Raw genomic sequence first — 16,083 nt, forward strand, 5'->3', positions numbered from 1 at the left:
TGGCTGCGCAAACATAGATGATGGCTGTTGCTCATTGGAAACAGTTTTTTGTACCGAAACGCGCTGTCTGGGGTAAGGTCGGTTGAATGGCAGTAATTCCTTGAGTGAGCAGGCAGGTACGGTCTGAACATGAACAACAATGTCAAACAGGCAGGACGGGCCGAGCTGAGGCAGGCCCGCAGCGAAAGCCGGGGACTGTATTGGGCGGTCGCCGTTTTCAGCATTTTCACCAACCTCCTGATGCTGACCGGCCCGCTTTACATGCTGCAGATCTATGACCGTGTTCTGGGCAGCCGGTCCGAGGCGACTCTGATCGCTCTGACACTGGTGGTCGTGTTCCTTTACGGAATGATGGGCCTCATGGATTTCGTGCGCGGGCGCATCATGTCGCGCGTGGGGGCGCGATTTCAGGCACGGCTTGACCGACGGGTTTTTGATGCAGTGCTGCGCAAATCGGTGAGGACACCGTCGAAAACCGGTTTGACCGGGCTGACCGACCTTGAGGCGGTCCAGCGGTTCATGACCTCGCCCGTGTTCCTATCGATTTTCGACATTCCCTGGACGCCCATTTTTCTTCTCGGCATTGCGCTGTTTCATCCCTGGCTTGGCATGCTGGCGGTTGCCGGGGGGTCGGTTCTGATCCTTGCGATCATTCTGAATCAGGCACTGTCCCGCCGCCCGCTGATGCAGGCAATGATGGCGTCGAACCAGTCTCAGTCGACTTCGGGGCAATTGCAGACCGAGGCCGAGATGGTGCGTGCCCTTGGCATGACCGAAGCCGGCTTTGCACGCTGGCAGCAGGCCAGAAACAAGGCGCTTCACGAACAGGTGTCGGCATCCGATCTCGGCGGGACGTTTACCTCGTTCACCAAGACGTTCCGCCTGTTCCTGCAATCGGCCATGCTGGGGCTGGGGGCCTATCTGGTTTTGCAGAACGAACTGACGCCCGGCGCGATGATTGCCGGGTCGATCCTGCTGGGCCGGGCGCTGGCCCCGATCGAAGTGGCTGTCGGGCAATGGCCGGTGGTCGAACGCGCGCTGAGGGGCTGGGATGCTCTGGCGGAATTACTGGGCGAGGTTCCAGAAGAAACACCGCGCACCAAGCTGCCAAAACCCGCAGCCAAACTTGAGGTGCAACAACTGACTGTTCTGCCGCCGGGCGAAAGTCAGGCATCTTTGCGCGTGGTCAGCTTCGCTGTCGCACCTGGGCAGGCCGTCGGTGTGATCGGACCATCCGGGTCAGGCAAATCGACGCTGGCAAGGGCCATCACCGGAGTCTGGCCCCCTGCGGGTGGACGGGTGCGGCTGGATGGGGCGTCGCTGGACCAATATGAACCGGAAGATCTGGGGCGCTACATCGGCTATCTTCCCCAGCGGGTGCAATTGTTCAACGGAACCATTGCCGACAACATCGCGCGCCTGTCGCTTCAACCCGACCACCAGAAGGTTGTGGCAGCGGCAAAAAAAGCAGCAGCGCACGATATGATCGTGGCACTTCCCAACGGCTATGACACCGTGGTCAGTTCGGCTGACGGGCGGCTGTCCGGTGGCCAGATCCAGCGGATCGGCCTGGCGCGCGCTCTGTATTCCGAGCCAGTGATTCTGGTTCTGGATGAGCCGAATTCGAACCTGGACAGCATCGGGTCAGAGGCGCTCAATTCTGCCATTCGGACATTGAAATCCGAAGGAAGTTCGATCCTCATCATGGCGCACCGGCCCGCGGCGATCCAGGAATGTGATCTGATCCTGGTGCTGGAAGGGGGCACGACACGCAAATTCGGACCACGTGACGAAGTCTTGCGCGAAGTCCTGGCTAACGCCGAACAAGTCCGCAAGGCAACCGCAAGAGGTGCGCGATGACGACACCGGAACGCAGATTTTCGGCCCGCTGGCTTGTGATTCTTGGCTTTCTCGGTCTGGCTATCCTTCTGGGCGGTTTTGGATACTGGTCCGCCAATTCGGTGATTTCAGGTGCAGTTATTGCGCCAGGTCGTGTCGAAGTCGAGCAACAGAGGCAGGTCGTCCAGCATCTGGATGGCGGCATTGTCGAAAGGATCGAGGTTGATGAGGGCGACCTTGTCGAAGCAGGCCAGTTGTTGATCCGGCTGGACGATACCGGCCTGGCGTCAAACCTGGAAATTGTCGAGAACCAGTTGAACGAATACCGCGTGCGACTTGCTCGGCTGGAAGCGGAAAGGGACGGGGCCGATGAAATCACCTTTGCCCCTGACCTGATCGCGGATGCCGGGGTGAACGATAGCCTTGCCAAGCAAATCGAAGGCCAGCGCAGCCTGTTTCGCGCACGGAATGTGTCGCTTGAGCGCGAAACGGATCAATTGCGGCGGCGTCAGGACCAGCTTGGCAATCAAATCGAAGGCGTCGATGCTCAGTTGGACGCCCTGGGGCAGCAGCTTGATCTGATCCAGCGCGAACTGACGGTGCAGCAGTCACTTCTGGATCGGGGTCTGGCACAGTCGAACCGGGTTCTGGCCCTGCAGCGCGAAGAGGCGCAACTGAAGGGCCGCGTCGGAGAACTAACCGCAAACCGCGCCCAGGTCGAAGGTCGCATCACCGAGATCGACATCGAGATCGACAAGCTCGACGTGGCGCGGCGGCAAGAGGCGATCTCGCTTCTGCGCGATATCGAATTCCGCGTGACAGAGCTGACCGAACAGAAACGTGCCCTCGATGAACAGATGGGGCGGCTCGACATCACGGCGCCGGTCTCTGGCATTGTCTACGGATTGCAGGTCTTTGCCCCTCGGTCGGTGATCCGGGCGGCCGACCCGGTGCTGTACATCGTGCCGCAGGATCGGCCACTGGTGATCGCCGCACAGGTGCCTCCGATCGACGTCGATCAGGTGTATCCCGGACAAGAGGTCATCCTGCGGTTTTCGTCCTTTGACCAGCGTCAGACACCCGAGCTGTTTGGAACGGTCAAGAATATCTCGGCGGATGCCTTCGAAGACCAGGCACGGGGATACAGCTATTTCCGGGCCGAGATCACGCTGAACCCGGAAGAGGTACAAAAACTGCCAGAGGGCGCCGCCCTGTTGCCCGGAATGCCGGTGGAAAGCTTCCTGCGCACGGCGGACAGGACGCCGCTGGCCTATTTCGTCAAACCGCTGGCGGACTATTTCGCCAAGGCGTTCCGCGAAAGCTGACTGCGGTTTGAAAATCATGCTTTCCCTTGCCGCCTGCGCGGTCTAGCGTCGCGGCCGACTGACCTCAGGAGGATGACATGAGCAACGTGGACTCTCGGCTGGCCGAGCTTGGCGTAACCCTTCCCACTGCCCCGGCTCCGGCCGCAAACTATGTGCCTTTCGTGATTGTCGGAGACCTTGTTTTTGTGTCCGGGCAAATTTCGATGAATGAAAATGGTCTGATCACCGGCAAGGTCGGCGTTGATCTGGATGTTGCTGCAGGTGCGGCGGCGGCGCGGACTTGCGCAATCGGCCTTCTGGCTCAGGTCAAGGCAGCCTGCGACGGCGATTTTGACCGGCTGGTCCGGGTGGTCAAGCTGACCGGCTTCGTCAATTCAAGCCCCGATTTCACCGACCAGCCCGAAGTGGTAAACGGTGCGTCCGACTTCCTGGTCGACGTGCTGGGCGATGCGGGCCGTCATTCCCGTTCGGCAGTGTCGGCCGGGGCGCTGCCGCGCGACGTCGCGGTGGAAATCGAAGGCATCTTTCAGATCCGATGACACGGCCCGCGCTGCCTTCCGCCTTTCTGTCGGTCCCGCTTGCCCACCGTGCCCTGCATAATGTCGGCGACGGGCGACCTGAAAACAGCCGCGCCGCGGTGCGGGCCGCGCTGCAGGCGGGCTACGGGATCGAAATCGACGTTCAGCTGTCCGCCGACGGGCAGGCGATGGTCTTCCACGATTATCACCTTGCCCGGCTGACCGCACAGACCGGCCCGATCCGTCAGAGAACTTCTGCAGAACTGGCCGGGGTGCCGCTGACCGGCGGGGACGAAGGGATACCGACCTTGCCCGAGATTCTGTCACTCGTCGCGGGCAAGGTGCCCCTTCTGGTCGAGATAAAGGACCAGGATGGCGCGCTTGGCGTCAATGTCGGGCAGCTGGAACAGGCGGTTGGCGCGGCACTTGCGGACTATGCCGGGCCGGTGGCTGTAATGTCTTTCAACCCGCATTCGGTTGCGGCCATGGCCTGGCATGCGCCAGACGTGGCGCGCGGGCTGGTGACCGAAGCCTTCGCCGCCGATGAATGGCCGCTGGTCCCGGCCACAACCCGCGAACGGCTGGCCGGGATTCCCGATTTTGAGGCGGTCGGCGCCAGCTTTGTCAGCCATGATCGCAAGGATTTGACCAGTCCGGCCGTGGCTGCGTTGAAAGCACGTGCCGTGCCGGTCCTGTGCTGGACTGTGCGGTCGCCTGAAGAAGAGGCAACCGCCCGCCGGATCGCCGACAATATCACATTCGAGGGCTACACAGCGCCGTTTCCGGCTTGATCCTTCACGGATCGACACCACCTAATTCAGCGAGGAGGCGCAGCATGGACGGGGCGCAAATCGCGATCGAGATGCATGACGGGCTGGCCAGTATCGGACCGCGCGACTGGGACGCCTGCGCCGCACCCGGGCTGGACACCGATGACCGTCCCGTCGATCCCTTTACCACTTATCGCTTCCTCAAGGCGATCGAGGACAGCGGCTCGGTCGGGCCGGGAACAGGCTGGCAGCCGCGCTATCTGACAGCGCGCATGAATGGCGAGGTGATCGCCTGCGCGCCGCTTTATGCCAAATCCCACAGCCAGGGCGAATATGTCTTTGACCACAATTGGGCGCATGCGTTTGAACGGGCAGGCGGGCGGTATTACCCGAAACTGCAGGTTGCCGTGCCATTCACCCCTGTCACCGGACGGCGTTTGCTGACCCGTCCCGGTTATGAGGAAATCGGCATGGCCGCACTGGTACAGGGCGCGGTCCAGGTGGCCTCAGAAAACGAAATTAGTTCGCTGCACCTGACCTTCTGCACCCCGTCCGAGGCCGCGGCCGGGCGGCAGATGGGTCTGTTGCACCGTACCGGTCAGCAATTCCACTGGGTCAATGACGGGTTTGGCAATTTCGACGCTTTTCTTGCAGCCTTGTCGTCGCGCAAACGCAAGAATATCCGCAAGGAGCGCGCACGGGCACAGGCGTTTGGCGGCGACATCCTCTGCCTGACCGGAGAGGACATCCGCCCGGAACATTGGGACGCGATGTGGCAGTTCTACCAGGACACAGGTGCGCGAAAATGGGGCTCGCCCTATCTGACCCGCGCCTTCTTTGACATCGCTCACGACACGTTGCGCGATGATATTCTGATGATACTTGCCTGGCGCGACGGGCGCTTCGTGGCGGGGGCGATGAACGTGATCGGGCGCGAAACACTGTTTGGCCGCTACTGGGGCTGTGTCGAGGACCACCCCTGCCTGCATTTCGAATTGTGCTATTATCAAGCCATCGACTGGGCGATCCGTCATGGTCTGACCCGTGTCGAGGCGGGCGCGCAAGGAGAACACAAGCTGGCGCGCGGCTACATGCCGGTGACCACTCATTCGTTGCACTGGATTGCTGACCCCGGATTTGCCGATGCCGTGGCGAGTTACCTTCAGGCCGAACGCGACGCCGTGGCCGAGGAAATTGAAATCCTGACCGCCTATGGCCCGTTCCGAAACGAAACCCGAGAGGATCACCAATGACGGAACTTCTCAGCGACGACACCCGCAAGCTTCTGCTCGACCCGCTGATTGCAAATGGCTGGACTTTGGTCGACGGGCGGGACGCAATCGAAAAAACCTTTACCTTCGGTAGTTTTGTTGATGCGTTTGCATGGATGACCAAGGCTGCGATCTGGGCCGAGAAATGGAACCACCACCCGGAATGGAGCAATGTCTACAACCGCGTCACGGTCTTGTTGACCACCCATGATGTCGGCGGACTGTCGACTTTGGACGCGAAACTGGCCCGCAAGCTGGATAGCCTTTGAAACCGGGCACACGCGTATGAAAAAGGGGCCGCACGGCCCCTTTCGTTTTCTGCGTGTCAGGACAATCAGATTGCGTCCAGAAGCGCCTCACCCGCGGTCAGGTCGCAGACGCCCTTTTCAACTTCTTCCTGAAGCACCTTGACGACGCCATTGTCGATGAAGGCGGCAAAGCGGCGGCAGCGGTCGTTGAACCCGACAACCGGCGCGCTGAACTCGATCCCCATGCCCTTGGTCAGGGCGGCCGAAGCATCCGACAGGACAGTGATGCCCGCGTCGCCAGCACCTGTCGCCTTGTCCCAGGCAGCCATCACCCAGGGGTCATTGGTGGCAATGCAGATGATCTCGTCCACGCCCTTGGCTTTGAAGGCATCGACGTTGCGGATGAAACTGGGCATATGCGCCTGGTCGCAAGTGGTCGAAAACGCGCCCGGCACGCCGAACAGCACAACTTTCTTGCCATCAATATAGGGGGCGAGTTCGACTGGCTCGGGGCCGTTGTCCCCCAGTCGCATCATCGTTGGTTTGGGCAGCGACTCGCCTACGGAAATAGTCATGGTTCAGAAGTCCTTGTTCATTGCGTTTTCCCTTGGCGACGATATAGGCTGCCACCTTGAGGTTACAATCAGGTTTTGCGGCGGGAGACAGAAATATGACGCATGTGGTTGTGGTCGGGGCAGGGCAGGCCGGAAGCTCACTGGTGGCCAAGTTGCGATCGCTGGGTTTTGACGGGCAGATCACGCTGATCGGGACCGAAACTGCACCGCCCTATCAGCGTCCTCCGCTATCCAAAGCCTACCTTCTGGGCGAGATGGAACTGGAGCGGTTGTACCTGCGTCCCCTCAGCTTTTACGCCGACAACAAGATCGACCTGCGACTTGGCGAAACCGTGACTGCGATCGACGCGGGGGCCAAGATGATCGAGACTACATCCGGGCCACTGTCCTATGATCACCTGTGCCTGACCACGGGTTCGGTGCCACGCAGCCTGCCCGCCAGTATCGGCGGCGCGCTTCCCGGCGTTTTTACCGTGCGCACGCTTGCCGATGTCGACGCCATGGCGCCCCAATTCAGTGCGGGCAAACGGGTGTTGATCGTCGGTGGGGGCTATGTCGGGCTTGAGGCGGCGGCAGTGGCCGCCAAGAAAGGTCTGGATGTCACGCTGGTCGAAATGTCAGACCGCATCCTGCAAAGGGTAGCCGCCCCCGAAACAAGCGCCTTTTTCCGCGACCTGCATACCAGCCATGGCGTCAGAATCCTTGAGGCGACCGGGCTTGAGCGTATCACCGGCGAGGATCGCGTCACCGGAGCGATCCTGAGCGACGGCACCACATTGGATCTGGATTTTGTCATCGTCGGCGTCGGCATCATGCCCGGCACGGCGCTGGCCGAGGGCGCTGGGGTCGAGCTTGAAAACGGGATCAAGACCGACGAACAGGGCCGCACGTCGGACCCGTCGATCTGGGCGGCGGGCGATTGTGCATCCTTCCCCTATCGCGGTGGACGTATCCGGCTGGAAAGCGTGCCCAACGCCATCGATCAGGCGGAATGCGTGGCGGAAAACATCATGGGGGCGGGCAAGACCTATGTCGCGAAACCTTGGTTTTGGTCGGATCAATACGACGTCAAACTGCAAATCGCCGGGCTGAACATCGGCTATGACCGCGTGGTCACACGTCCGGGCGAGGGTGGGGCGGTGTCGTTCTGGTATTTTGCGGGCGACACGCTTTTGGCGGTCGACGCAATGAACGCGCCGCGCGACTTCATGATGGGACGGCGGCTGATCGAAGCGGGCAAATCACCCGACGCAGCAGTGATTGCCAACCCCGATGCCAACCTCAAGGACCTGCTCAAGGGTTAGGGGGCAAAGGTGCGCATCATCGCAGGCGCGTTTCGCGGCACGGCGCTGGCTTCGGTCGGCAAAGGCGATCCGGGCGCACATCTGCGCCCGACCACCGACCGGGTGCGCGAAAGCCTGTTCAACGTGCTGATGGGCGGACGGTTCGGTGATCCGGTCACGGATGCGGTGGTGTTGGACCTATTTGCCGGCACGGGCGCGCTGGGGCTTGAGGCGCTGTCACGCGGCGCGTCACATGTCACACTTGTCGATGATGGACGCAAGGCAACCAGCTTGATCCGTCAGAACATCAAGACAACACGCAGCTCCGCTCAGACCCGGCTGATCCAGCGCGATGCCACCCGGTTGCCCACCTGTGACGGCGCGGCGGCCAGCCTTGTCTTCCTCGATCCGCCTTACGGCAAGGGGCTGGGGATGAAGGCATTGTCAGGGGCGGTGGACACGGGATGGATTGCGCCCGGCGCGTTGATCGTTTTCGAGGAAAACGCTCCCCAGCCCGCGCCAAAAGGTTTCAACGTGCTGGACACGCGCAAATACGGCGACACCCATGTCACCTTTCTTGAGCGGGACGCTCAATAAGTCGGGTGAAACTTCCCGGCGGGCGAGTTGGTGAAGATCTCGACCCCGTCCTCTGTCACACCAACCGAGTGCTCGAACTGGGCCGACAGCGACTTGTCGCGCGTGACGGCGGTCCAGTCATCAGCCAAGACCTTGGTTTCCGGGCGGCCAAGGTTGATCATCGGTTCAATGGTGAAGAACATGCCTGGCTCCAGCCGCGCACCGGTGCCGGGGCGACCATAGTGCAGCACGTTGGGCGGGGCATGGAATACCCGTCCCAGCCCATGTCCACAGAAGTCGCGCACGACGCTCATCCGCTGGCTTTCGGCGTATGACTGGATCGCGTGACCGATGTCGCCGAAAGTGTTGCCGGGTTTCACCGCCTCGATCCCCAGCATCAGCGAGTCATAGGTCACCTGAATAAGCCGCTCGGCCTTGCGGTTCAGTTTGCCCGCGACGAACATCCGGCTGGTGTCACCAAACCAGCCATCGACGATCACCGTGACGTCGATATTCAGGATATCGCCATCCTTGAGCTTTTTGTCCCCGGGAATGCCGTGGCAAACGACGTGGTTCACGCTGATGCAGGAGGCATGTTCATAGCCGCGATAGCCGATGGTTGCAGATTTTGCACCGGCGGCGTTGACCTTGTCTTCGATCAGGCGGTCGATCTCGCCCGTGGTCTGGCCGGGAAAGACATGCTCGGCGATCTCATCCAGAATACGCGCCGCCAGTTCGCCAGCCCTGTGCATGCCGGCGAAATCGGCTTGTTCATAGATCCTGATCCCGTCACGGGTCTGGCGGCCTTTGCCGATCATGGTCTGCCTCATGGGTCGCGTTTCTTCTTGCCGCTATTTAGGCGGTTTTTGGCCGGGAAACCAGAGGGGGCGGGTTTTCGTCGCAATATGGGCGGTGTGACGCAAGGCCGGGGGCGCTGCCCCCGGACCCCCGGGGGTATTTGCTACCAGAAAAAAGTCAGGGATCGGAAAAGGGCAGCGCCGCAGCGATGGTTATGCCCTTGGGGGTGATGTCACAGCCAAGCGCCATGACTTCGACCCCTGCGGTGCGTGCCAGCCGGAAGCCCTGTGCATAGGCCGGGTCGATATCGGTTGCCAAGGAAACGGTTCGGGCGTCGGTGCGCTGGACGAGGTAGAGCATCATGGCGCGATCCGGGCCTCTGGCAACCTCGGCAAGCTCATGCAGGTGTTTCAGGCCGCGCGCGGTCACGCTGTCGGGAAACTCGGCGGTGCCGGGGCTGCGTGACAGGGTCACGGATTTCACTTCGAGCCAGAGGTCTGGCATGTCGCCATCCGACAGATGGAAGTCGATGCGGCTGTTGGTGCCGTATTTCACTTCGGGGCGGATGGTGCGGTATTGGGCCAGCGCCGGGATCGCGCTGCCTTGAAGCGCGTTCTTCAGGGCGCGGTTGGGCACGGACGTATCGACCCCGGTGAAATGCCCGGTCTCATGTTCGACCAGCCGCCAGCCGAATTTCAGCTTCTTCTTCGGGTCGTCATTGGGTTCCAGCCAGATTCGCGTCCCCGGTTCCGCCAACCCCATCATCGAGCCGGGATTGGCGCAATGGGCGGTGGCCTCGGTCCCGTCCATCAGCCGCGCATCCGCCAGGAAGCGTTTGTAGCGGCGGATCAGCACGGCGGGCACAAGTGGGGTTTGAAAGCGCATGAATCCGGGCCTATACCGACAGGGACGGTCTGACAAGGAGCCCGAGACATGCCCAACCCCACCGCCGCCATGCTTGTGATCGGGGACGAGATCCTGTCCGGTCGCACCCGTGACGCCAACATGCATTTCCTTGCGGGTGAGTTGACCAAGCACGGCATCACACTGGCCGAGGTGCGGGTGGTGTCGGATCAGGAACAAGCGATCATTCACGCGGTTCATGCACTGTCTGCCGAATATGACCATCTGTTCACATCGGGCGGAATCGGACCGACCCATGATGACATCACCGCCGATTGTGTCGCCGCCGCTTTCGGTGTGCGTATCGACGTACGCGACGATGCCCGCGCGCTGTTGCAGGCACATTACGACAATTCCGGGCAGGAACTGAACGCCGCGCGTCTGCGCATGGCGCGTATCCCGGATGGGGCGACGTTGATTGACAACCCGGTGTCGGTCGCGCCCGGCTTCACCATTGAGAACGTACATGTCATGGCCGGAGTGCCGTCGGTGTTTCAGGCCATGGTCGCCAGTGTGTTGCCGACCCTCACCGGTGGTGCGCCGCTGTTGTCGCAATCACTCCGTATCGACCGTGGAGAGGGCGACATCGCCGGTCCTTTGGGCGATCTGGCGGCGCGCTATAGCGACCTGTCCATCGGCAGCTATCCGTTCCAGAAAAACGGAGCCTTTGGATCAAACATCGTCATCCGTGGCTTTGACGGCGCGCGGATCGACGCTGCGATTGCAGAACTCGCGGAGATTTTCGCGTGAGCCTTCCCGACGTTCAGAAAATGTATGAGGTCATCGAATCGACCTGGCCGCCTGCTTCCACCCGGAAAATCGGCAATGTCACCCTGCGCGAAGGGCGTGGTGGTGGCAAACGGGTGTCGGCGGCGACGGTCGATGGGGCGCTCGACCCACAGAAACTGCCCGACTTCGAAGCCGCGATGCGCGCGATGGACCAGCCCGCTCTGTTTATGATCCGTGATGGCCAAGAGGTGCTGGATATGCAGCTCGCTGATGCTGGTTACGAAGTGATCGACCCGGTGACCATGTATGCCGCACCCGCGCAGGACATCGCGTCGGAAGTACCGCCGCGTACCGCCGCAATTGCCGCGTGGGAACCGCTGCAGATCATGCTGGAAATCTGGCAGGCGGGCGGTATCGGGGCGGGCCGGATCGAGGTGATGAAACGCGCCGAAGGCCCCAAGACGGGGTTCATCAGCCGCTGGAACGACCATCCCGCGGGGACCAGTTTCATGGCGGTCCATGATGGGGTCGGCATGGTTCACGCGCTGGAAATCCTACCCAGTCAGAGACGCCAGGGGGTTGCCCGCTGGCTGATGCGTCGTGCGGCCTTCTGGACCCTGGCGCGTGGCGGGCACACTCTGGCCGTGATCTGCACCACGGCGAACCAGGGGGCCAATGCGCTCTATTCTTCCCTCGGGATGACGGTTGTGGGACAGTATCATTACCGTATCAAACAGGACTAGGTCACGATGACAAAGACAGATATGCCGACCGCGCTGGACCTGCCGCAGGTCGATCCGTTGCCGCCTGAAACGCAAAAATACTTCGACATCTGTGTCGAAAAGCTGGGTATGGTGCCGAATGTGTTGCGGGCCTATGCGTTTGACATAGACAAACTCAATGCGTTCACGGCGATGTACAATGACCTGATGCTGGCAGACAGCGGGTTGACCAAGCTTGAACGCGAGATGATTGCAGTCGTGGTTTCGTCCATCAACAAGTGTTTCTATTGCCTGGTTGCGCATGGCGCGGCGGTGCGCGAGTTGTCGGGCGATCCGAAACTGGGCGAGATGCTGGTGATGAACTATCGAGTCGCTCCGCTGGATGTGCGTCAACGGGCCATGTTGGATTTCGCCGCCAAGATGACCACCGCCTCAGCCACGATCGAGGAAACTGACCGTCAGGCGCTGCGCGATGTCGGATTCTCGGACCGGGACATCTTTGACATTGCCGGGGTTGCCGGGTTCTTCAACATGACGAACCGCGTCGCATCGGCGACAGACATGCGTCCCAATGACGAGTATCACGCGCAATTCCGGTGAAATGGCTTGCGACCATATGCCTTGCCGTCTGGCCGGGAGTGGGGGCGGCGCTGGAACTGGCGCTGCCGGAAGGCGCGCGGCTTGACGCTGAACGCAATGTCTCGGGCGGATATGACCTGCCTGTCGCTCCGTTTGATGGTCAAAAAGTGCCGTCAATGCGATTGTCCGGGCAAGTGCGGTTCGAGGTCTGGCGCGTCGAGTCCGGGTTTGCCGGCACATCGGGGTTGGCAGACGCGCTGCGCGACCTACTTGAGAAGGCCGCATTCCGGGTGGAATTGGACTGCGAAACGGATGGGTGCGGGGGCTTTGACTATCGCTTCAACACCGAGATCCTACCGCCGCCGGAGATGTTCGTCGACCTGTCGGACTTCCGTGTCATCAGCGCAGTGCGGGTCGGACCGGCGGGACGGGAAGGCGTCAACATCCTGATAAGTTCGGCTGTGCGTGCCGGGCTGGTTCATATCGTGCATGTGGTCGAGGACACGAACGCGGACCCGGTGACGCTGGTGGTGCCCGAAACGTCTGGCGCTGCGGCGGTGTTCAGCCCCGCCATTGCAACCGGGGATTCCGATGCGCTTGCCCGTGCGCTTGAGGCGCATGGCCATGTTGTTCTGCAGGGGCTGACGTTTGAAACAGGATCCGCCCGTCTTGATGCGGGCGAGGTTCCGGTTCTTGTCGCGCTGGCGGCCTATCTGTCGGACCACCCTGACGCACGTGTCACGCTGGTGGGGCACACTGACAGCGAAGGCGGATTGGACAAGAACATGACGCTGTCAAAGCGCCGGGCCGAGGCGGTACGCGACTACATGGTGCAGGAACTGGGGGTCGGTGCCGGTCAACTTGATGCGGACGGGGTCAGCTATCTTGCGCCGGTGACCACCAATGCGACGCCCGAAGGTCGCGAACAAAACCGGCGGGTCGAGGCGATCCTGCTAACCGCTGACTGAGTTTTTCCCGCGTCCCGTCAATCCCATCGTTTGCCAATAAATACGCATAGCGTTTCGCAACCTTGTGACCGCGCCCGACCGCGTGTGAAGATAACAGGCGAAACAGCTTTGTGCGGGACCAGATCGGGCGACATGTTGAATAAATGCAGACACGTATTGCGCGTCCCGCTTCGCTATTCGCTGTTGGGCGCGGGCGGCTTTGCCATTGTGTTTCTGGCTCTCTTCCTGGCATCCGACTCACCGGACATCGATGCAGGATTTACCGCCTGCAAAGCGACGCCATCCAAAACATGCCTGACAGATTGGGGTGTGGAAAAGGCCTTGGCGCAGGACAGTCTGCCCCCTTACCTGCGTGCGGTGGATCAGCTTGCCCGGATGGGGCGAATTGAGGATGCCCGCGCCCTTGAGTTTTTGGTGCAGAAGGGTGTCGGCGAAACGCTGGATGTCGCTGGCGCGCGTGCGGACCGCAGAGTTGCCAGCCACCGGCTCGCTGCGGCGCTAAGGTCCGGGACACCCCTGGCTGACTCGATCCGGGACATCCCCGAGATGGACGCCGGTGTTCTGTGGATCGCGGCTTTGGACCTGCTCGACAGAAACCCATATGGAGCGGCGCGCCATCCCGATACCCAACCCGCGAATTGGGTCCTGACCACGGTCAGCAACATGGCCCATGAAATTCAGGTGATTGCCGCAAGTGGGTCGGAACGGCGGAAACGTTCGCACTTCACCTATGCTGCTGAACTTTTCGCGGCGGTAGGTGACAGGCAGGCGGCCCTTGATGCCCTTCTGCAAATTCCTGATGCAGAGGACACATATCTTCATATGTCGCCGGATTTGATCAAGGCGATCGGCGTCGACAAAGCCCGTGACCTGAATAGTCGGGCAGGCAAGCGAATGCCCCTTGCCCTGCTGTCCCTGGCCACTGCCGAGGATAATGACGAGCGGGCCGCGGACCTTTTTGTTGCCGCCTTTGACGCCTTTGCATCGCGTACCCCTTCGCCCGACTTTTCTTTTATGTTCCGAACCGTTCGGAAGGCAGTGGATCAGGGGCATGCCGATTTGTCTCTGAGGTTGGCAAAACAGATGGCGCAGCTAGCGGACAAAACCCCGTCCTCGTTGCCGGTGTTTGGACACATCGATGCGGCTCGTGCGCTGAGCGTCGCGGGCGCGCCAGAAAGCGATATTCGCGAAAGCATCGACAAGGCTCTGGCCCTGTTTCCTGAAAATCCGTCGAAAATCGTGGGGGTCGGGCTTGTCAGCGGTCCCATAATTTGGGGCGCATCCGGGCTGGATGCCTCTGCCAGGATCGAGCTGTCCAACCTTTTCGCGCGAATCGGTGATTTGGAAAGCGCCGAACGCTTGATGGACGGTCTTGAACGCCCTGTCGGATGGTGGAGCAGCGTGCTTTCCCCGGAAATCCCTGTGGAACATCTTGCCCCGCTTCTTCTTGTGGCAAGCAAGACGCTGAACGATTCCGAAATGGCGTATTTGCGCGCTTCCCTCGCAGCAGATGATGTCGCGAACCACAGTACGGCCGAACACCGAGCATGGGCCCTGTCGACGGTCAAGAACCTCTTGGAGGGCGAAGCCCTTACCGGGCAGATCGCTGTCGAGACCTATCTTTTCGCCCTTCGTGTTGCCACGGAATCTGGCGCGGCGGACCTGAATGACCTTGCGCTTGAACGACTGGCCCGAGCGGCCGTCAATTCGGGCCGCTATGCCGATTTGATCCGTGCAGGATTCGAATGGCACCGCGCGGATCACGGCTGAGGACGGTTTAACTGCGCTGGTCGTTCAGAGGTTTCCCCATTGTGCGCCGACGTGTTGCCTGTAATTCAAAAAGAAACCCGGGCGATTGCCCGGGTGCAGGTGCTTTCAGCAATGAAAGCCAGGGGAAGAAGTGATTTTACCAGTCGGTCGGGCCCTTGTCGTTGAAGGCGTGGACCAGGAAATCGATAAAAGCGCGGACCTTGGGCTGGGTGAAACGTCCCGGCGGATAGACCGCATAGATGCCTTGGGTTTCCATCGGCAGGTCGGGGATGGCGTCCTCGACCAGCCCGGCTTTCAGCGCGTCGGCATAAAGGAAGCTTGGCAGATAGGCGATGCCAAGCCCGGCAATCGCGGCGTTCAGAAGCGATTGGCCGTCATTCACACTTAACCAGCCGCCAGTGCGCACCTGGCGTTTTTCACCCGACGGCGCCGTCAGCTTCCAGACCGCGCCATTGGCCTGGCTGGAATAGTGCAGCAGCTTGTGTTCGTTCAGATCGTCGATCTTCTGTGGCCGGCCATACCGTTCGAAGTAAGCCGGGCTTGCGATCATGCGCTTGGTGGTCTCGGTCAGCTTGCGGGCGCGCAGGGTGCTGTCTTCGAGTTCCCCAATACGGATCGCCATGTCGAATCCTTCGCTGATCAGTTCGACATAGCGGTTGTTCAGCACCATGTTGACGGTGATGTCAGGAAACTCGCTGAGGAAATTCCCAAGGACCGGCGACAGGTGATTGACGCCAAAATCGGTGGCGACGCTGATCCTGAGAAGACCGGATGGTGCCGACTGCATCGACGTGACCAGCGCGTCAGCCTCGCCTGCATCGTTCAGGACACGACGCGCGCGGTCGTAATAGGCTAGGCCGATCTCGGTCGGGCTGACGCGGCGGGTGGTGCGGTTTAGCAGGCGCGCGCCAAGGCGGGCCTCAAGGCTTGAGACGTGTTTCGAGACGGCGGACTTGGAAATCCCCATCTTTTTGGCGGCATCGGTAAACCCGCCCTGATCCACAACCGTGGCGAATGCTTCCATTTCGGTCAGACGATCCATTGTCCTGCCTCATCACTTCTTGATCACACGCCCCCGTGCTTGAAGATCATCTATCGCGCTAAAATCGGGCAGGAACTGGGCACGGCGCAGACAATATCTGGGATTTCTCTTGGATCGTTTGCGGCGTGGAAACAGATTCGGTCGTTGGATCCAGGGCGAAAATTTGC

Annotated in this window: 17 protein-coding genes; 13 read left to right on the forward strand and 4 right to left on the reverse strand. The window is 60.9% G+C overall.

Annotated features, from left to right (window positions below; translation table 11 throughout):
- Positions 1 to 129 precede the first annotated feature (129 nt).
- From JQ863_RS03590 to JQ863_RS03615, 6 genes are all read left to right on the forward strand, one after another.
- Positions 130 to 1,860 carry a type I secretion system permease/ATPase gene (locus tag JQ863_RS03590; RefSeq protein WP_204112954.1) on the forward strand — a complete coding sequence of 577 codons (1,731 nt, stop codon included), beginning with the start codon at positions 130 to 132 and terminating at the stop codon, positions 1,858 to 1,860.
- Entirely contained in the window at positions 1,857 to 3,164 is a 1,308-nt protein-coding gene (locus tag JQ863_RS03595; protein WP_204112955.1) for an HlyD family type I secretion periplasmic adaptor subunit, read from the forward strand. The genes JQ863_RS03590 and JQ863_RS03595 overlap by 4 nt, the downstream gene beginning before the upstream one ends.
- A gap of 77 nt (positions 3,165 to 3,241) precedes the next feature.
- Positions 3,242 to 3,703, forward strand: coding sequence for a RidA family protein (locus tag JQ863_RS03600; RefSeq protein ID WP_204112956.1), 462 nt, complete (start codon positions 3,242 to 3,244; stop codon positions 3,701 to 3,703).
- On the forward strand, positions 3,700 to 4,473 hold the full coding sequence (locus tag JQ863_RS03605; RefSeq protein WP_204112957.1) for a glycerophosphodiester phosphodiesterase family protein: 774 nt from the start codon (positions 3,700 to 3,702) through the stop codon (positions 4,471 to 4,473). Before JQ863_RS03600 ends, JQ863_RS03605 begins: the two co-directional genes overlap by 4 nt.
- 44 nt (positions 4,474 to 4,517) lie before the next feature.
- Positions 4,518 to 5,705: a GNAT family N-acetyltransferase gene (locus JQ863_RS03610; RefSeq protein ID WP_204112958.1), complete on the forward strand. Its 1,188-nt coding sequence runs from the start codon at positions 4,518 to 4,520 to the stop codon at positions 5,703 to 5,705.
- On the forward strand, positions 5,702 to 5,992 hold the full coding sequence (locus JQ863_RS03615) for a 4a-hydroxytetrahydrobiopterin dehydratase (RefSeq protein ID WP_204112959.1): 291 nt from the start codon (positions 5,702 to 5,704) through the stop codon (positions 5,990 to 5,992). Before JQ863_RS03610 ends, JQ863_RS03615 begins: the two co-directional genes overlap by 4 nt.
- 65 nt (positions 5,993 to 6,057) lie before the next feature.
- On the opposite strand, the gene JQ863_RS03620 is transcribed toward JQ863_RS03615, so the two are convergent.
- Entirely contained in the window at positions 6,058 to 6,546 is a 489-nt protein-coding gene (locus tag JQ863_RS03620; RefSeq protein WP_204112960.1) for a peroxiredoxin, read from the reverse strand.
- Between the two features lie 95 nt (positions 6,547 to 6,641).
- Here JQ863_RS03620 and JQ863_RS03625 point away from each other — a divergent pair, with 95 nt between their 5' ends.
- Positions 6,642 to 7,850, forward strand: a complete 1,209-nt coding sequence (locus JQ863_RS03625; RefSeq protein WP_204112961.1) for an NAD(P)/FAD-dependent oxidoreductase — start codon at positions 6,642 to 6,644, stop codon at positions 7,848 to 7,850.
- A 9-nt stretch (positions 7,851 to 7,859) separates the two neighbouring features.
- Positions 7,860 to 8,426, forward strand: coding sequence for a 16S rRNA (guanine(966)-N(2))-methyltransferase RsmD (rsmD, locus tag JQ863_RS03630; RefSeq protein ID WP_204112962.1), 567 nt, complete (start codon positions 7,860 to 7,862; stop codon positions 8,424 to 8,426).
- On the opposite strand, the gene map is transcribed toward rsmD, so the two are convergent.
- The gene (map, locus tag JQ863_RS03635) at positions 8,420 to 9,235 is read right to left on the reverse strand and encodes a type I methionyl aminopeptidase (RefSeq protein WP_204112963.1); all 816 of its coding nucleotides are present in this window, start codon (positions 9,233 to 9,235) and stop codon (positions 8,420 to 8,422) included. The genes rsmD and map overlap by 7 nt on opposite strands.
- A 145-nt stretch (positions 9,236 to 9,380) precedes the next feature.
- Positions 9,381 to 10,088: a DNA/RNA nuclease SfsA gene (gene sfsA / locus JQ863_RS03640; protein WP_204112964.1), complete on the reverse strand. Its 708-nt coding sequence runs from the start codon at positions 10,086 to 10,088 to the stop codon at positions 9,381 to 9,383.
- Between the two features lie 48 nt (positions 10,089 to 10,136).
- On the opposite strand from sfsA, the gene JQ863_RS03645 reads away from it, so the two are divergent.
- The 5 genes from JQ863_RS03645 (at position 10,137) to JQ863_RS03665 (ending at position 14,874) form a co-directional block, all read left to right on the forward strand.
- Positions 10,137 to 10,856, forward strand: a complete 720-nt coding sequence (locus JQ863_RS03645; RefSeq protein ID WP_204112965.1) for a competence/damage-inducible protein A — start codon at positions 10,137 to 10,139, stop codon at positions 10,854 to 10,856.
- Positions 10,853 to 11,578: a GNAT family N-acetyltransferase gene (locus JQ863_RS03650; protein WP_338055476.1), complete on the forward strand. Its 726-nt coding sequence runs from the start codon at positions 10,853 to 10,855 to the stop codon at positions 11,576 to 11,578. The genes JQ863_RS03645 and JQ863_RS03650 overlap by 4 nt, the downstream gene beginning before the upstream one ends.
- A 6-nt stretch (positions 11,579 to 11,584) precedes the next feature.
- Positions 11,585 to 12,157, forward strand: a complete 573-nt coding sequence (locus JQ863_RS03655; RefSeq protein WP_204112966.1) for a peroxidase-related enzyme — start codon at positions 11,585 to 11,587, stop codon at positions 12,155 to 12,157.
- Positions 12,154 to 13,104 (forward strand): OmpA family protein, encoded by a 951-nt coding sequence (locus tag JQ863_RS19590; RefSeq protein WP_204112967.1) that lies wholly within the window; start codon positions 12,154 to 12,156, stop codon positions 13,102 to 13,104. Before JQ863_RS03655 ends, JQ863_RS19590 begins: the two co-directional genes overlap by 4 nt.
- A 183-nt stretch (positions 13,105 to 13,287) precedes the next feature.
- The gene (locus JQ863_RS03665; RefSeq protein WP_204112968.1) at positions 13,288 to 14,874 is read left to right on the forward strand and encodes a hypothetical protein; all 1,587 of its coding nucleotides are present in this window, start codon (positions 13,288 to 13,290) and stop codon (positions 14,872 to 14,874) included.
- Positions 14,875 to 15,010: 136 nt separating this feature from the next.
- Here the strand turns inward: JQ863_RS03665 and JQ863_RS03670 are convergent, their stop codons facing one another.
- Positions 15,011 to 15,916, reverse strand: a complete 906-nt coding sequence (locus JQ863_RS03670) for a LysR family transcriptional regulator (RefSeq protein WP_204112969.1) — start codon at positions 15,914 to 15,916, stop codon at positions 15,011 to 15,013.
- Between the last annotated feature and the right edge of the window lie 167 nt (positions 15,917 to 16,083).

This window comes from Shimia biformata, from assembly GCF_016888515.1.
GTDB classification, from domain to species: domain Bacteria; phylum Pseudomonadota; class Alphaproteobacteria; order Rhodobacterales; family Rhodobacteraceae; genus Shimia_A; species Shimia_A biformata.